The 17,087-nt window shown below is 45.0% G+C and carries 19 protein-coding genes; 17 read left to right on the top strand and 2 right to left on the bottom strand.

Annotated elements, in window-relative coordinates:
- The first annotated feature begins 60 nt into the window (after positions 1–60).
- The 8 genes from DFP75_RS02070 (at position 61) to DFP75_RS02035 (ending at position 5,385) form a co-directional block, all read left to right on the top strand.
- Positions 61–363, top strand: a complete 303-nt coding sequence (locus tag DFP75_RS02070; RefSeq protein ID WP_110571838.1) for a cupin domain-containing protein — start codon at positions 61–63, stop codon at positions 361–363.
- Positions 364–460: 97 nt separating this feature from the next.
- A complete protein-coding gene (locus DFP75_RS02065) occupies positions 461–712 on the top strand; it encodes a type II toxin-antitoxin system Phd/YefM family antitoxin (RefSeq protein WP_110571837.1) in 252 nt (83 codons plus the stop codon).
- Positions 702–989 (top strand): type II toxin-antitoxin system RelE family toxin, encoded by a 288-nt coding sequence (locus tag DFP75_RS02060; RefSeq protein ID WP_110571836.1) that lies wholly within the window; start codon positions 702–704, stop codon positions 987–989. Before DFP75_RS02065 ends, DFP75_RS02060 begins: the two co-directional genes overlap by 11 nt.
- 204 nt (positions 990–1,193) lie before the next feature.
- Positions 1,194–2,189 (top strand): ABC transporter substrate-binding protein, encoded by a 996-nt coding sequence (locus tag DFP75_RS02055; RefSeq protein ID WP_110571835.1) that lies wholly within the window; start codon positions 1,194–1,196, stop codon positions 2,187–2,189.
- 4 nt (positions 2,190–2,193) lie between these two features.
- The gene (locus DFP75_RS02050) at positions 2,194–2,997 is read left to right on the top strand and encodes an ABC transporter ATP-binding protein (RefSeq protein ID WP_245926931.1); all 804 of its coding nucleotides are present in this window, start codon (positions 2,194–2,196) and stop codon (positions 2,995–2,997) included.
- A complete protein-coding gene (locus DFP75_RS02045; protein ID WP_110571834.1) occupies positions 2,975–3,766 on the top strand; it encodes an ABC transporter permease in 792 nt (263 codons plus the stop codon). Before DFP75_RS02050 ends, DFP75_RS02045 begins: the two co-directional genes overlap by 23 nt.
- A gap of 3 nt (positions 3,767–3,769) precedes the next feature.
- The gene (locus DFP75_RS02040; RefSeq protein ID WP_110571833.1) at positions 3,770–4,246 is read left to right on the top strand and encodes a nucleoside deaminase; all 477 of its coding nucleotides are present in this window, start codon (positions 3,770–3,772) and stop codon (positions 4,244–4,246) included.
- A 152-nt stretch (positions 4,247–4,398) separates the two neighbouring features.
- Positions 4,399–5,385, top strand: coding sequence for an isopenicillin N synthase family dioxygenase (locus DFP75_RS02035; RefSeq protein ID WP_110571832.1), 987 nt, complete (start codon positions 4,399–4,401; stop codon positions 5,383–5,385).
- Between the two features lie 90 nt (positions 5,386–5,475).
- On the opposite strand, the gene uraD is transcribed toward DFP75_RS02035, so the two are convergent.
- Positions 5,476–5,997 carry a 2-oxo-4-hydroxy-4-carboxy-5-ureidoimidazoline decarboxylase gene (gene uraD, locus DFP75_RS02030; RefSeq protein WP_110571831.1) on the bottom strand — a complete coding sequence of 174 codons (522 nt, stop codon included), beginning with the start codon at positions 5,995–5,997 and terminating at the stop codon, positions 5,476–5,478.
- A 189-nt stretch (positions 5,998–6,186) separates the two neighbouring features.
- Between uraD and uraH the strand changes: the two genes are divergently transcribed.
- Positions 6,187–6,552 (top strand): hydroxyisourate hydrolase, encoded by a 366-nt coding sequence (uraH, locus tag DFP75_RS02025; protein ID WP_110571830.1) that lies wholly within the window; start codon positions 6,187–6,189, stop codon positions 6,550–6,552.
- Between the two features lie 255 nt (positions 6,553–6,807).
- Positions 6,808–7,986, top strand: coding sequence for an FAD-dependent urate hydroxylase HpxO (gene hpxO / locus DFP75_RS02020; RefSeq protein WP_110571829.1), 1,179 nt, complete (start codon positions 6,808–6,810; stop codon positions 7,984–7,986).
- Positions 7,987–8,039: 53 nt separating this feature from the next.
- Here hpxO and DFP75_RS02015 read toward each other — a convergent pair whose 3' ends face one another.
- Positions 8,040–8,756: a FadR/GntR family transcriptional regulator gene (locus tag DFP75_RS02015; RefSeq protein ID WP_245926929.1), complete on the bottom strand. Its 717-nt coding sequence runs from the start codon at positions 8,754–8,756 to the stop codon at positions 8,040–8,042.
- Between the two features lie 250 nt (positions 8,757–9,006).
- Between DFP75_RS02015 and DFP75_RS02010 the strand changes: the two genes are divergently transcribed.
- From DFP75_RS02010 to DFP75_RS01980, 7 genes are all read left to right on the top strand, one after another.
- Positions 9,007–10,140, top strand: a complete 1,134-nt coding sequence (locus DFP75_RS02010) for a mandelate racemase/muconate lactonizing enzyme family protein (protein WP_110571828.1) — start codon at positions 9,007–9,009, stop codon at positions 10,138–10,140.
- 60 nt (positions 10,141–10,200) lie between these two features.
- The gene (locus DFP75_RS02005; protein WP_110571827.1) at positions 10,201–11,196 is read left to right on the top strand and encodes a TRAP transporter substrate-binding protein; all 996 of its coding nucleotides are present in this window, start codon (positions 10,201–10,203) and stop codon (positions 11,194–11,196) included.
- Between the two features lie 88 nt (positions 11,197–11,284).
- Positions 11,285–11,803, top strand: a complete 519-nt coding sequence (locus tag DFP75_RS02000; RefSeq protein WP_110571826.1) for a TRAP transporter small permease — start codon at positions 11,285–11,287, stop codon at positions 11,801–11,803.
- The gene (locus tag DFP75_RS01995; protein ID WP_110571825.1) at positions 11,803–13,083 is read left to right on the top strand and encodes a TRAP transporter large permease; all 1,281 of its coding nucleotides are present in this window, start codon (positions 11,803–11,805) and stop codon (positions 13,081–13,083) included. The genes DFP75_RS02000 and DFP75_RS01995 overlap by 1 nt, the downstream gene beginning before the upstream one ends.
- A 128-nt stretch (positions 13,084–13,211) precedes the next feature.
- Positions 13,212–14,132 carry an ArsR/SmtB family transcription factor gene (locus tag DFP75_RS01990; protein ID WP_110571824.1) on the top strand — a complete coding sequence of 307 codons (921 nt, stop codon included), beginning with the start codon at positions 13,212–13,214 and terminating at the stop codon, positions 14,130–14,132.
- A gap of 301 nt (positions 14,133–14,433) precedes the next feature.
- The gene (gene arfA, locus DFP75_RS01985) at positions 14,434–15,942 is read left to right on the top strand and encodes an arabinosylfuranosidase ArfA (RefSeq protein ID WP_110571823.1); all 1,509 of its coding nucleotides are present in this window, start codon (positions 14,434–14,436) and stop codon (positions 15,940–15,942) included.
- 43 nt (positions 15,943–15,985) lie between these two features.
- A complete protein-coding gene (locus DFP75_RS01980) occupies positions 15,986–17,086 on the top strand; it encodes an ABC transporter ATP-binding protein (protein WP_110571822.1) in 1,101 nt (366 codons plus the stop codon).
- The last annotated feature ends 1 nt before the right edge of the window (position 17,087 follow it).

Here is a 17,087-nt window from a genome sequence, read left to right as displayed (position 1 = left end):
AATCGCAAATGAGTTTTATTATCATTAATGCGGTTTGATAAAGGACATAAGGTTACCAATATGGACAAGATTAACATCAATGAAGAATTTGTATCTCTAAACGAAGAATGGGCACCAAAAATCATTGCCGAGTCTAATGGGCAATCGGTACGAATTTTAAAAGGGACAGGAGAATTAGGCTGGCACAAACATGAAGACGAAGAAAAAATTATCATCGTCTTCAAAGGCCAATTGACATTAAGGCTCAAATCATCCAGTGACATTATCCTTGAGCAAGGCGAGATATATGTCATGCCAAAAGGGGTTGATCACTGCCCTGTCGCACAAGCTGACACGCACTTCATCATGATAGAACCGTCTTAGTACGCACTCCGAATTAAGCATCAAAGATAAATATATAGCACCACCTAAAATTTAGGTCTAAAATAAGACCTAAATTTAGTGCTTAATAGAGGTTCCCATGAGACAAATCTTAGCCAATTACACAGCCAGTATTTCTGAATTAAAGAAAAACCCAACGGCTTTACTTAACGAATCTGGTGGCTCTGCTATAGCCATTTTAAACCACAATAAGCCAGCAGCTTACCTCGTCCCTGCTGAGGCCTATGAGCTTTTGATGGAGATGGTCGATGATATTGAACTAGCAAAACTAGTTGAGGCTCGCCGTACTGATTTATCCAAAGCCATCGAAGTGAGTTTAGATGACTTATAAATTAAAATTTCTTCCTGCAGCTCTAAAAGAATGGCGCAAATTAGCACCACAAATCCAAACACAATTTAAAAAGAAGTTAGCAGAGCGACTAGACAACCCGCATGTTCCAGCCTCAAAACTACGTGGTTATGATTACGTCTACAAAATAAAACTAAGAACCTCAGGCTATCGCCTAGCTTATGAAGTCATTGATGATGAAATCGTCATTTATGTACTGGCAATTGGCAAACGAGACAAAGATGCGGTGTATAAAAAACTCGCCTCTCGGGCTGGTTGATATCGCACCATTTTGTTTCATTACCTCTATTCGAATACTTTTCTGTCTTATCACCAAAAGTCTTTCACTTTACTTTTTATTATTAAATTCAAATACTTAAAGAAACATTTCTAGTTCCACACAAATATGGAACAAATGTTGCTAACTTATATCCATGTGAAACAAGCGGGTCTTTAGTCCCTATTAATTGTATGGAGCATGTTTATGAAAGCGGCAAAGAAAACAGCAATTCGATTCTCTCTTTTAGCCAGTCTCATCTCAGCCACATCTGCCATGGCGGCAGATCAGGTTACATTTCAATTAGACTGGTTACCAGGTGGCGATAAAGCGCCCGTTTATGTAGGTATCCAACAAGGTTTCTTTGCTGACGAAGATTTAGAGGTCAAGATCGCCAGTGGTCGCGGTTCCACCGATGCGTTGACTAAGATGGCAACAGGCCAATCTGACATTGGCAGTTCCGATATTGGCGCTTTGATGGCCGCAAAAGCGCAGGACGATGTGCCTGTTGTAGCGGTTTATCCCTACTTCACACAAGCACCACACGCATTTTTCGTCTTAAAAAGCAGCGGCATTAAATCGATCAAAGATTTGAAAGGCAAAAAAGTCGCAACGTCACCCTTCACCTCATCCAATGCTTTCTTGCCATTGGTGTTAGAACAAAATGGCCTGAGCGAAGGCGATATTAAATTAGTAAAATCCGATCCGGGTGCCCTAGCACCAATGATGATCACCGGCAGCACAGACGCCATTATTGCTTGGGTTACCAATACCGCGCTTTATGAATCGCAAGCGAAAGGCGCAGGCAAAGAGCTGATCGAAATGCCTTGGTCAAATTCTGGTTTGTCACTTTATAGTTCCTCTCTTCTAGCTTCTGAACGCTTTTTAGAAGAGCGTCCAGATGTCGCCAAACGTTTCATCAAAGCCTTCGCAAAATCCATTGAGTTTACTTATGCCAACCCAGACCAAGCGGGCGTGGATCTGCACAAAATGGTGCCAGAAGTCGACGCCAAGATTGTTTCCGCACAAATTAAGAGCATTTATAACTTGGTCTACAACGACGTCACAACACAAGACGGCTTTGGTAACTTCACCGACGAACGCATTCAAAAAACATGGGAATACGTAGCACAAGCCAATGGCGTCTCTGTGGATGCAATCGACCCAAAAAGTGCCGTAAACAACAGCTTTAAGCCGGAGTAACGGTATGGAAGATAATAAGATGACGGATAGCAATAAATCCGCCTACGTGAGCATGAAAAAAGTGGGTCATAAATTTGACCCACGCCCAGAAGCACCCATGGTTGTGCAAGACATAGATCTCGATATACACCGCCACGAATTTGTGGCGGTCGTTGGGCCATCTGGTTGTGGTAAATCCACTCTCTTGCGCATGGTGGCAGGCTTGCTGATCCCGTCTCATGGCGAAGTCTCTGTCTTTAACCGTCCCGTTACCGAACCTCGTGACGACGTGGGCATTGTGTTTCAAAAAGCCAATTTGTTGCCTTGGCTAACGGTACGCAAAAATGTGCTGTTTCCACTGAAACACAAATACGGCAGTTATTCCCCTAGTGATGAAAAGCGTGCCAACGAACTATTAGAAATGGCTGGTCTGACTCAGTTTGCAGACAAGATGCCAGACGAATTATCTGGCGGCATGCAGCAACGTGTTGGCATTGTGCGAGCACTACTTCTGAACCCAGACATTCTATTGATGGATGAACCTTTTTCGGCATTGGATGCGTTAACGCGTGAGCAAATCGGTTTCGACCTGCTCGATATTTGGAAAAAAAATCCAAAGACTGTGTTGTTTATCACGCACTCCATTAGTGAAGCTGTGTTGTTATCAGATCGTATTTTAGTGATGAGCAAACGCCCCGGTACTGTGTTGGATTTGATCGAGGTGGACTTACCTCGCCCACGCTCTTCACAAACCATTAACTCCCCTCGCTTTGCTGAGCTAACCGATTTAATCAGAGGCTATATTTATGAACCCAACGTACCAGCCTAAAACTTGGCTCGGCCAGCAAGCCAATCGCTTCGCACCGGGGCTATTCTTTATCGGCCTCGTGCTGTTATGGGAGCTAATCTGTCGATTTGGCAATGTGCCAAATTACATTTTACCTTCGCCATCAGCGATTTTTATTGCCTTCTTTGATGTGGAATTTTCCCGCTGGTTGACACACCTTTGGGCAACATTACGTGTGGCTTTGATGGGCTTTGCTCTGTCTATCCTCATTGCCCTTCCCTTATCCATTGGCATGATGCGCTCTGAATTGATGAACCGAGTACTGTATCCAGCTTTGATCGTGATTCAGTCTACCCCTGTGGTCGCCGTTGCGCCTTTGATCATCGTGTTGCTTGGCACTGACGATCCATCTCGCGTGTTGATCACTTGCCTGATTACCTTCTTCCCGCTTGTGGTATCAACGACGACGGGCATGCTGGAAACACCACCAGAAATGATCGAACTCAGCCAATCTTTGCGTGCACCGCGTTATCGTGAAACCTGGCAGATTCGAATTCCTTATGCGATTCCACACATTTTCAGTGGCCTTCGAGTGTCGATCACCTTGGCGATTATTGGTGCCGTAGTGGCGGAATTCGTCGCAGCTGAAGAAGGTTTGGGCTATTTCATTCAGTTCTCCACTTCTTTCTTTAAAATCCCGCAAGCCTTTGCTGGGCTGATCTTCTTGTCGGTCATCAGTTTGTTACTGTTTAAATCGATTCAGTGGATTCAGGCGTGGTTGTTTCCGTGGAGCCTTCCTAAGAAGAAGTAAGTTATGACATTAAATACCAAAGACACAGACTTTTTACGCCAAAGCTTTGCCCTAGCGGATGAGGCCAAACAACAAGGCATTCACCCGTTTGCGGCAATCTTAGTCGACGACGAAGACAATGTACTGATGACCCAAGTGAACGGCTACTTGCCCGACTTCGATATGACAGGCCACGCTGAGCGCAAGTTAATGACGCGCGCCAGCAAGGCGTATCGTCCTGACTTTATAGCAAAGTGCACCATGTATGTTTCCGCTGAGCCTTGTGCCATGTGCGCAGGTTCCGCTTATTGGGCAGGATTAGGACGCCTTGTGTATGGATTGAGCGAAGACCGCTTAAAGCAAATCACTGGCAACCACCCAGAAAACCCGACTTTGGCTTTACCTTGTCGTACCGTATTTGAATCGGGACAACGAAAAGTGGAAGTCATTGGGCCTTGTCTTGAAGAAGAGGCCGCAAAATTGCATGAGGGTGTTTGGTAACACGTAATAATCGGAGTAGAAGCAGTCAGACGCGCTCTATTACTCTGTCACTCTATAAAAAGAGTAAGAGTAGAGTACGTTCGGTCATTGCTCCATTTTCCACTAGGCAGAAGCGCCTAGTCATTTTAAATCTAGGAGAATGGGAGAAAACCATGACGAATGCATATTCACTTGAAGAACTACAACGCGAAACCACGTTTGGTGGCGCAGGAGAAGACACCAACGATAGAGAAATTCGCATCATCGACATGAGCGATTTTGAAAATCGTCGAGAAGAAATCACCGAGCAACTTTGGCTTGCCGCAACCGAAATCGGTTTCTTCCAATTAAGCAACCACGGTATCGATCCTGAAGAAATAAAAGCCGCCTTCAAAGAGTCCGAGCGTTTCTTTAACCTACCTGAAAGCATTAAAAACAAATACCCTCGACCAAAAAGTGTCAACGCTGGCTGGGAAAGTCGCAGCCAGATCCGCCCTTCCACAGGCACTAAGGATCAAAAAGAGTCTTATCAGATTACCCAATACCATATGGATAATTTATGGCCCACTGAAGAAGAGTTGCCAAACTTTCAAGCCAATACGCTACGTTTTGAAAAACAATGCTGGGAAGTCGGCATGAAGGTGTTGTCTTGCTTTGCGGACAAGCTCGGCTTTGATCGAGACTTCTTTAGCAAAGCACACGACCCACGTCAGCCAGACTATCAAAGCACCTTGCGCTTGTTGCATTATTACGCCACTGAAGGCGTCACTGAGCAAGGTAATATCTGGCGTGCGGGTGCCCATACGGATTTCGATTGTTTGACTTTATTGTTCCAACACGAAGGACACGGCGGTTTACAGGTTTGCCCAGGTGCGGAAGCAGAAACCCAACGCTGGACAAGCATTCCGCCCCTTGGCGGCGTGATCACTTGCAACATCGGCGATATGCTCATGCGCTGGAGTGACGACCAACTTAAATCCAACCTGCACAGGGTGCGTCAGCCACGAATCGATGAATACTGCGGCAGCCGTCATTCCATTGCCTTCTTTTGCCAAGCCAATAAAACGCAGATCATCCAAGGTCCGGCTAAACGTTATCAACCTATCAGCGCGGCAGACTTTTTGACGCAGCGCATTCAGGCTAATTTCGTCGATAAATAAGCCTTCGATTTTCACTACTCGCTAACAAAAAAACCGCCACCGATGCTTAACCATCGATGACGGTTTTTATATGAATCGGTAGGCGCAATTTCACAAATCCGCCAATCTAAACCCTGCAATCTTATGCACTTCGCTCATGGCGCGGTCAAACTCAGTTTGCCAGTCATTGGGGGTTCTAGATTCAAACCCTGCAATTATTTGATCTTTGGTCGCGCCCTTAACGGCCATGATGAAGGGAAAACCAAACTTCGCTCGATAGGTATCGTTCAGCTGTAGAAAGTACGCAAGTTCTTCTTCTGAACATTGATCCAACCCTGCTCCGGCTTGCTCTGATGTAGAAGCATCCGTTAATTCTCCCGCTATAGCCGCTTTGCCAGCCAAGTCAGGATGAGCACGCAACAACAGCAGTTTCTGCTCGTCTGTGCTTTGCTCCACGATGTCAGCCATGGCCTCTTTCACTTTGTCGATACTGTCAAAATATTCGGCAGGATGCGCAACTTTCTGTCGCCACAATTCTTCTGCTACCCAAGTCGAATGCTCATAAATATTGCTGAATAACGCGATAAAATCCGCTTCTTCCATTTGACTAATCGCAGCTAACGGGTCGTGCATAATAGGACTCCAATTTTTATCTAAGAACATCTCTATGAATGACAAAAATGCGTACCATAGGAACATATGGCACAAATATTGACTACTATGAAACAATATTTTCAATTCCATTTCACTTATTAAAGGCTCTACTTGCAAGAAACAGGCAAGGTAAGCCACACTTTTAAAAATAGCAGCTAAGGACAAACAATGGGATATCTAACGACTCATATACTAGACACAACAAAAGGCATTGCCGCCGCAGGCGTTAAAATTCGTCTTTATCAACGCATGTCAGAAGATCAGCGACAGCTGATTCATAGCACTGTGTCCAATAGTGATGGACGCTGTGATCAGCCTTTGTTGCAAGCTGACAGCTTCTCTGTGGGCGTGTATGAACTGGAGTACGCTATTGATGAATACTTTGCCGATGGCGCCAACCAAGACAGTAAACAAGACGGTCCAAGCTTTTTAAATACCGTGGTAATTCGGTTCGGTATCAGCGATGAAAACGCCCATTATCATATTCCACTGCTTGTCTCGCCTTATTCTTACAGCACATATCGTGGTAGCTAGTTTTTCGCATTTAGAGCCCAAACTAAGCGAGCCAGAATAGAGCAAAAAACACTAAATCCGCACCAAGATAGTCCACTTCCTGCCCTATCGGTCAAAGAAGAAAACTCGCCTATTTCTTCTTTGACCCACACCCAAAGATTAGCAATCCCTCTAAAACAAAGGTTTCACATATAAAAATATAGGTTCATTTGTTTCATGGCATATTTATTGCGAATGCTCTTCCTTATTCGCTATTAAGAATTTGAGGAAAATCCTATGAAAGCACTCGTGATAGGCGCAGGTATCGGCGGAATGTCAGCAGCAGCAGCGCTAAAGCAACAAGGCATCGAATGCGATATTTTTGAAGCGGTGAAAGAAATCAAACCCGTGGGGGCTGCACTTTCTATTTGGTCTAACGGCGTGAAATGCATGAACCATTTAGGCATGGGTAGCATTATGGACGAACTCGGTGGCCCGATGCACAACATGGCGTATCACGACGGTTTAACTGGAAGCGTGATGACACAATTCAGCCTTGCGCCCCTGGTTGATGCGGTTGGCGAACGCCCTTGTCCTGTTTCGCGAGCGGACTTACAAAGCCAAATGATCGACTGGTGGGGGCGCGATAAAGTTCAATTTGGCAAGCGCATTGAAAAAGTCGAACAAAGCGACACGGCCGTCACTGCGTATTTTACCGATGGCACCAGCGCAACAGGCGACTTCATGATTGCCGCCGACGGTACGCATTCCGTGGTGCGCGCTGACGTGATTGGCTATCAAACCGAGCGCCGTTACGCCGATTATGTAAACTGGAATGGCTTAGTAGAAATAGATGAGAACATTGCTCCTGCCGACCAATGGACCACTTTTGTTGGCGAAGGCAAACGTGTTTCCATCATGCCCATCGCGAATGATCGCTTTTACTTCTTTTTTGATGTGCCATTACCAAAAGGCCTAGCAGAAGACAGAAGCACTGTGGTGGCGGATCTCACTCGCTACTTTGCTGGTTGGGCGGAACCCGTGCAAAAATTGATTGCAGCGATTAATCCAGAAACCACTAACCGTATCGAAATCCATGATATCGAGCCATTCGATACTTTGGTGAAAGGCAATATTGCTCTACTTGGTGACGCTGCTCACAGCACCACACCAGACATTGGCCAAGGCGGTTGCTCCGCACTAGAAGACGCTGTTGTTCTAGGACAGTGTTTTGCAGATCAATTTGGAATGAAAGGAAAAACGGTTGCGGGTGTTCTTGCCGCTTTGCAGCAGTACGAAGAAGAACGCCGTTTTCGCGTTAAAGATCTTGTGCTAAAAGCTCGCAAACGCTGTGATGTTACCCATGGCAAAGACATGCAAGAAACCCAAGCTTGGTATGATGAACTAAGACACGAAACAGGCGAGAATATTATCGCTGGGTTGCGTAACACTATTATTGGTGGGCCATTGGCGTAATGCTAGTAAATGACTGATAGCGTACAAGTAAAGTGATTACCTACACTGGGTAATCACTTTCTTGCCAGTTTCAAAAAGCGCTCTCTGCTGTTGGTCAGGTGCAAGCGCATTGCTGCCCGCGCAGCGTAAGAATCTCCTCGCTCTATCGCTGCATACACTTCTTCGTGTTCATGGTTCACATGAGACACATCAATACGTTTTCGTGGTACTAAACTGTTTTCCATGTGTTGCATGATATCGACAAAGTAATGATTGCCTGCCGACTTTGCGATTAATAAATGGAAATTAAAATCTGCTGATCCTGCGTCTGATACATGGCCATTTCTGTCGATAGCTCGCAATGCATCCAAGGCTTTGCGGATTTCCACCAGCTGCTCTTCTGTACGTCGTAAGGCGGCTAAACCAGCGATTTCCACTTCCAAACCAATGCGCAGTTCCAAGATTTCCACTGCATCATTGACATAATCAAATGACAAATCCATCGGCCCTTGGCCTTTGTTATTTAAAACAAAGGTGCCTATGCCGTGTCTGGTTTCTACATTTCCTGATGCCTGAAGTCGTTGCAAGGCTTCTCGTACAACGGTTCGGCTGACGCCATGCTCTTGCATGATGTCAGCTTCTTTAGGCAATTTATCCCCCGGAACTAACACCTTATTTTCAATTTTATGCAGTATTTCTTGAACCAATTTCTGCGCCAAATTCCGTTGTGGCTTGTTTTCTCGATGAGGTTCATTAGACGAAATAGCGGACAATAAAGGATCATTTTTCACGTTCGGTCATTCCTAACAACTAGAAAAGTCATCATACAACATATAACAAAAATACGGAAAGTTAAAAAAGTACAAGGCGCTAACGCCCCAATTTCCACAAAAACTCAGGATTAAAGCGTGATAATGCCTCAAAAAGACATATTAACACTCCAAAAAAAATAGTCATCGTACCTCTTGACCAATATAAAGTTAGTTGTATGATGTACTACATCAAACGTATAACACTCGATCTAAAGAGATTTTCTTAGCCATGAAAATTACAAAAATAACAATTAGGCGCATCGCGATTCCGTTTACAGCTGGCGTACGACACATCGCTCCCGTAAAAGAGGAAGACAAGTTCAACGGTGCCTCTCCTAACATAGATAAGATGGAGTCACTTCTTGTTGAAGTGGAGACCGATACTGGGCTAATTGGCTGGGGCGAAGCATTCGGACATGCTTCAAATGTCGTTACCTACGCGGCTTTAGAACACCTTGTTGCCCCTATGTTTGTTGGCAAACACATCGCAGAATACGAACAACACCTCTACGCAGCCAAACGTGCATTACACAGTTTCGGCAGCTCTGGCCCTATGCTTTACGCCCTATCCGCTATCGACATTGCCATTTGGGACCTTAAAGCACAGCAAGCCAAACAACCTTTGTATCAATTTCTAGGTGGCAAGAGCGGTAAAATTAGCCTTTATGCCAGCCTAGTAAGTTATGGCAATGAACCTGAAAAAGTCCGTGAAAACGTCCTACGCACGGCCAAAGCAGGCTTCAAACAAATAAAATTACACGAAACCACTTATGACGCCGTTGCGGCTGCTCGCCACGCCTTACCTGATGACGTGGAACTCATGGTGGATGTAAATTGCCCTTGGACTCTCGCTGAAGCTACCGCCAAAGTGACTGAGTTAAAACCGCTTAACTTAGGCTGGGTAGAAGAACCCGTTTGGCCTCCCGAAGACACCGCGCAACTTGCCAGCATTAGAAAAGTTGGTGTGCCTATCTCTGCCGGTGAAAACGCCTCTGGCCCAGATGGATTTGAACAGTTATTTAAAGCGGGCGCTATTGATATCGCTCAGCCGAGCGTCAGCAAGATAGGCGGCATCACTGGCATGTACGATGTCTGTGATCGCGCCAAACATCACAATGTAAAAGTAGTCCCACATTGTTTCTACTATGGTGCGGGCATGATAGCGACGGCTCACTTTATCGCTGCCAATATGCCTGAAACGTCATTAGAAATCCCTTTCATTGAATTGGCTGATTTTCTTCACCCACTCAACGAATGCCCTGCGACATACGACCTTGGAAACACTTTCGGATTAGGTTTCTCACCGAAGCCAGAAATCATCGAAAAGTACACTATAGCAAGCTGCTTAATTAGCAATAAATAGCACTATCTTTCTTAGCACAATAAAAACAATCTACGCTTCAAGCGTATTTAGGAGAAGACTATGTTCACACGAAAAACCCTTGCGGCCCTAACCATCACATCAGCGCTTGCCGTCACGCCAGCGGCTTTTGCAGCAAAAATGATTACGGTTGCTAACTTTTTTCCTGATACTCACCCAAACAGTGTCGCTCTAAAAGACACCTTCAAAAAAGATGTCGAAAGCCTTAGTAATGGCGAACTGAAAGTAAAAGTATTCAGCAATGGTGTATTGGGTGCAGAAGAAAAGCTTTATAACTCTGTCCGAGGCGGCACCATTAACATGGCTATCCTTGGCACGATTATGGACAAAGAAGTAGAAAACGTAGGCATTATCCAACTGCCCTTCTTGTTCAAAAATTACGAACACGCTCAAACCGTGTTAAACAGCGAGATCGGTCAAAAATTAGTGAATGATATGGACACCAATACAGGCATGCATTTCCTTGCTTATGGTGTGCAAGGTTTCCGCGTTGTTGCCAGTAACCGTGAAATTTCCTCTATGGATGACTTCAAAGGACTTCGCCTACGCTTTCCTGGCATTACCAGCATGCTAGAAATCGGTAACAACCTAGGTGCGAACATCACACCTTTGCCTATTTCCGAAGTGTTTAGCGCTCTAGAGCAAGGCGTTGTGGACGGCGTTGAAAACCCATACCCAAATATCGTCGCGTCTAAGTGGTATGAAATTGTGAAGTACATTACTGAAACGAATCACGTTTTCACGCCAAATTTGTATTTGATGAACAACAACACTTGGAACGGCTTAACCAAAGAGCAACAAAAAGCCGTTTCTACAGCTGCGCAAAACGCAGCGAAACAAGAGTGGAGTTTGTTGATCAAACAGGAAGCACAAAACAAAGCGAAGCTTGAACAAGACGGTGTGAAAATCACGGTGCCAGACCAAGCTTTCCATGCGGCGTTAATAAAAGCAGAACAATCTGCGTATGAAAACTTCTACAAAACTCATCCAGGTGCTCGCGATATTGTTGAAGAAATCATTGCACTAGGCGAAAAATAAGTTCAATAAGGGCGTCCCTATATTCCATAGAGACGCCCTTTTTAAATACGAAATTTTGAATACTGTTTGACCAATTAAGAGCATCCCCATGATGAAAAAGCTATCTCGCTCTGTAGACTTACTGCTAGGAATCGGCATGGCGAGTTGTCTAACCGCCATGTCTTGCCTTGTTTTCTCGAATGTCATTCTGCGCTATTTATTCGATTCAGGTATCACATGGTCGGAAGAAATGTCGCGCTATCTATTCGTCTTTATGATCTTTCTCGGCACCACTCGTGCGATGAAGCTCAATCAACATTTGAACGTCGATATTTTCATTAAGCTTATACCGTTCACATGGTTGAAAATCGCACTGCAACTTATTTCTGCGGCCTTAATGCTATATGCCCTCTGGTTACTCATCGATGGTAGCTGGGAATTAGTCAAAATCAATATGAACACTCTCGGCCCCGCCACGAATATGCCACTTTGGCTGCTCTATGCAGGCGCAATCATTATGGGAGCTTGCATGAGTTTGTTTATTCTATTTGGCATTAGACGATTAATCGAAAACGAACAGCAACAAGACGCTCTCAACAACAAAAATCACCAAGAAGGAGAAGCATAATGGAGCTGGTCATTTTTGCTGGCGCGTTATTTGGCGCCATTATTATCGGTATGCCTATCGCCTTCGCGCTTATCATGACAGGTATGGCGCTGATGTTTTACATGGATATGTTTAACAGTCAGTTGATTGCCGAAAACCTAGTCAGTGGCAGTAATAACTTCTCTTTAATGGCCATTCCTTTCTTCATACTCGCAGGGGAATTAATGAATGCAGGCGGTATTACCCGCCGGATTATTGATTTAGGCATGACCATGCTTGGCCACAAAAAAGGTGGTATGGGTTATGTCACCATTGTGGCGGCAATACTCTTTGCGTCGTTATCTGGTTCTGCTGTGGCGGACACTGTGGCACTTGGCGCTATATTGATTCCGCTCATGGTGAAAGCTGGCTATGACCACAACCGCTCTTGTGGGCTTATTGCCTCCAGCGGCATTATTGCCCCTATTTTGCCACCAAGCATTCCTTTGATTTTATTTGGTGTCACCAGTGGCGTTTCCATCTCTCAGCTTTTTATTGCCGGTTTAGCTCCGGGTCTAATGATGGGGGTTTTGCTGATTTTTGTGTGGTGGTACGTTACCCGCAAAGAAGACATTGAACTGCTCGAAAAAGCCAGTCTTAGCCAGCGTCTTCATGCTCTAAAGAATGCGCTCTGGGCACTCATCTTACCTGTCATTATTGTTGTCGGTTTGCGTTTTGGTGTATTCACCCCTACAGAAGCAGGGGCTGTTGCAGCCTTTTATGCATTGTTTATCGGAATATTCGTTTATCGAGAACTCACTCCTAAGCGTCTTTATAGTGTATTGGTGAACTGCGCTACGCTAACCAGCATCATTATGTTCTTGGTTGCGGCCTCTTCTATCGCGGCTTGGATGATCACCATGGCGGATATCCCAGGTGCCGTGTCTGAGTTACTTCAGCGCTGGAAAGACGACCCAACCACACTAATGATCATTATCAATATCTTGGTATTAATCATCGGCATGGCAATGGACCTTGCTCCCGTGATCTTGATTTTGACGCCGGTTCTGATGCCCGTTGTTACCGCAGCAGGAATCGACCCTGTCTATTTTGGTATTGTCTTTGTACTTAATCTAAGTATTGGCTTGCTGACGCCACCCGTTGGCACCGTATTAGCCGCCATATCAAGCGTTGGCAACACCAGTATGGGAGCAGTCACTAAAGGTATTGCGCCATTCTTATTGGCTCAACTGGCCTTACTGATTGCGCTAATCTTGTTTCCTTCTCTGGTCTTAGTGCCTTTCCATGCCCTTTATAATTAACCAATAACGGCTCACTTCCATAGCAAAAGACTAGGCTTCCTCATTGGGCAAACCAAATGAGGAAGCCAATTAAAACTTGATAAGAATCACAATACTCGATATAAAGGCATCTTGAAGTGGAGATGATGATGAGTAAAAAGTTCTTATTGCTAACACCTGAAGATGGCGCTGATATCCTAAAAAGCCTAGCGGCGCCAGCTCGTTTGGCAATATTGTCTTTGCTGCATGAAAAAGGTCCGATGAATGTTAATGACATTGCCGACCTGCTCGAACTACCGCAATCATCGACTTCTAGCCATATCAACTCTCTCGAAACTGTTGGCTTAATTACCACAGAAAGCCAAAAGGGCCGTAAAGGTAGCCAAAAAATCTGCCGCGCAGCCCATGAAGAAATCGTCCTATCTTTCAGTAATACCAAGCAAAATCAAAATAATGTCATTGAAGTGTCTATGCCTGTTGGCTTGTATTCTGAATTTGACGTGATGGCGCCTTGTGGCTTGTGCTCTGAATCTGGCATTGTTGGATTTTTAGATAGCCCAGACACTTATCTCTCTCCAGACCGAATGCGCGCAAACTTATTATGGTTCACCAAAGGCTATGTGGAATATCAATTCCCTAATAATGCTCGCATCGCAGGCCAGAAAGTAAAAGAGCTAGAGCTGGTTATGGAGCTTTCATCAGAAGTGCCGGGGACCTCAGAAAACTGGCCCTCTGATATCCATATCTCTATCAATGGCAAGACCGCCGCCATTTGGACAGCACCTGGCGACTACGGTGATCACCAAGGTAAATACACCCCAGATTGGTGGAAGCTCGCTGGCAGTCAATACGGGCATTTAAAAAGCTTCCGTGTCACTCATAACGGGACTTTTGTCGATGGTATGCGTGTTTCAGACGTTTCCTTGCAAGACTTAGCGCTGGACGAACATCGATCCATTCGGGTACGGATTTCAGTTCCTGACAATGCTGAGCACCCTGGCGGGATCAATATTTTTGGCAAACAATTTGGCAATTACGACCAAGACATTATATTACGCCTTCAATCTTAACCTCATACACAGCATCTTATTTTCTGATTTTGATATCAGCAAGTTTGTTATAGTGATAAAAACTCATAAAAACGCTAAATATCAATACCTTAGAAAATCCTCAAGCATTCACCACTTTCTTTTTTCGTTCAAAATCCCGCTTAGACATACCAATTTTGGTATTCGATTGCACGAAAATTAAACGTCTTATTGATTGACCTCAAGTCAAATATCCCCTTAATATCCATCAATCGGATAATAAACATAAAATCAGATACTTAAAAATACCTTAAATAAGTACAAAAATAAGAAAGGAGTAAGCATGCGCGCTACAGTGACTGCACACAAAGACTATGTGATTGCCAAAATTGACCCTCGTCTATACGGCTCTTTCATCGAACATTTAGGTCGCGCTGTTTACAGCGGCATCTATGAACCAGGCCATCCAACCGCAGATGAGCATGGTTTTCGCCAAGATGTGATCGAGCTGATTAAAGACATCGATGTTCCGGTCACTCGCTACCCAGGTGGTAACTTTGTTTCTGCTTACAACTGGGAAGATGGTATTGGGCCAAAAGAAGACCGTCCTACTCGTCTAGACCTTGCATGGCATACCTCAGAAAGCAATGAAATTGGCATCCATGAATTTGCTGAATGGGCAGAGCAAGCTGGCACAGAAATGATGTTAGCAGTGAATCTTGGTTCACGTGGCTTAGACGAAGCCCGCGCTTTCCTAGAATACGTTAACCACCCTGGTGGCTCTTATTGGTCTGACTTACGTAAGAAAAACGGCCGCGAAGAACCATGGGACGTAAAACTATGGTGCCTTGGTAATGAGATGGATGGCCCTTGGCAAATCGGTCAAAAAACAGCGGCAGAATACGGTCGAGTCGCCTTTGAAACAGCCAAAGCCATGCGCGCTTTCGACAAGAACATCGAGTTGGTTGTTTGCGGTTCTTCTTCTCCTAAAATGGCCACTTACCCAGAATGGGAAAGCACGGTTCTAGATTACACCTATGAAACCGTCGACTATATTTCATTGCATATGTATTTCGACGACCATGAGAAGAACACGGCAAACTATCTAGCCAAAGCCAGCCTACTGGATAACTACATCGATACTATTGCGGCGGTTATTAAAACCACTAAAGCCAAAAAACGCTCTAACCATGACGTCTATATTTCATTCGATGAATGGAACGTCTGGTATCACTCTAACGAGCAAGACAAAAAAATCCTTGGTGGCAACGACGGCTGGCCACATGCTCCTGCTTTATTAGAAGACATTTACGACTTTGCTGATACCTTGCAAGTTGGCTGTATTCTTAACAGCTTTATTCGTCACAGCGACGTAGTAAAAATTGGTTGTTTGGCACAGTTAGTCAACGTTATTGCTCCTATCATGACAGTGAAAGGCGGACCAGCTTGGCGTCAGTCTACTTATTATCCATATTTGTATGCTTCCCAATATGGTCGCGGTACAGCACTTAATCTTGCTGTGCAGTGCGAAAGTTACAGCACAGACTTTGCTAAGGATGTACCCTACTTAGATGTATCCGCTGTTGAGTCTGATAAAGATGGCGGGTTGACCTTCTTCATCGTAAATCGTCATCCAGATGAAAGCATTGAATTGGATCTGTCTCTACAAGGATTCACACACCAAACAGTCATTATGGATAAAGTCATGTCAGGTTACGCACTTGACACTAAAAATGGCCCAGATGCTGAACAAGTGGCACCGAAAGATGGCCAAGGCGCGTCTGTTACACAGCAAAAATTAACGGCAAGCATTGCTCCTATGAGCTATCGCATGATTCGACTTGGGGCGTAATACCCCAAGTTTTTCCGTTTAAAATTTGCTGAGAGAGGAAACCATGTCTGCATCTATCTCTATAAAAAATATAACAAAGCGATATGACAGTGTTACCGTTTTAGACGACATTAACCTACACATTGAAGACGGTGAGTTTGTTGTATTCCTTGGTCCTTCTGGCTGTGGTAAATCGACCCTATTGCGCATGATTGCGGGACTGGAATCGATAACCGAAGGTTCTATTGAAATTGGCGAAAAACGCATTGATACGCTCCCTCCTGGGCAGCGCGGTGTAGCCATGGTGTTTCAGTCCTATGCACTTTACCCGCATATGACGACACGTCAAAACATGGCATTTGGCCTAGAGAACGTGAAAGTAGCCCAAGACGAAATTGATCGTCGCGTTAATGACGCTGCGAAGATCCTCGAAATTGATCACTTGTTGGACCGAAAACCTGGACGATTGTCTGGTGGCCAGCGCCAACGTGTTGCAATAGGTCGCGCTATTGTCAAAGAACCCAAAGCCTTCCTCTTCGATGAGCCATTGTCCAATTTAGATGCGGCATTACGCGGCAGAACTCGTTTAGAACTGGCTCAGCTCCACCAGCGCCTTGGTTCAACCATGATCTTTGTAACCCACGATCAGGTGGAAGCGATGACGTTAGCAGATCGCATCGTCATCATGCACAACCAAAAAATAGAACAAATCGGCACACCAATGGAGATTTATCAATATCCTGTGAGCCGCTTTGTTGCTGAATTTGTTGGCTCTCCACCTATGTCTATGTTGCCGATCAATCACATCGAAAAAACCGCGGATGGCGTGACTGTTGAAGTCAGTGGTGCGGGAACCGTCGCCACAGCCATTACCCTACCAGCAGAATTCAACGCTAAAGACGCGGTTATTGGTATTCGAGCAGAAGACACTGAAGTGGTTTCAGAGCAAGAAGATGGCCTTGATTTGACCATAAAAGTCGTCGAACGCCTTGGTGATCGCACCCTTCTGTATGGCACTTTGGTTGATGGCACAGAGCTTATCGCGGAGGATTCAGGACGCTCAAAAGTAAAAGCTGGCGATATGGTACGAGTGGCAATATCTCCTCACGCTGCACATATTTTTGACGGTGATGGCCGCGCCCATCACAGCAAAATGGAGGTGTAAG

This window comes from Marinomonas alcarazii, from assembly GCF_003208215.1.
Lineage (GTDB): Bacteria > Pseudomonadota > Gammaproteobacteria > Pseudomonadales > Marinomonadaceae > Marinomonas > Marinomonas alcarazii.
Note: the sequence above shows the minus strand (reverse complement) of the source record. Positions and strands in the feature narration are given on the sequence as shown.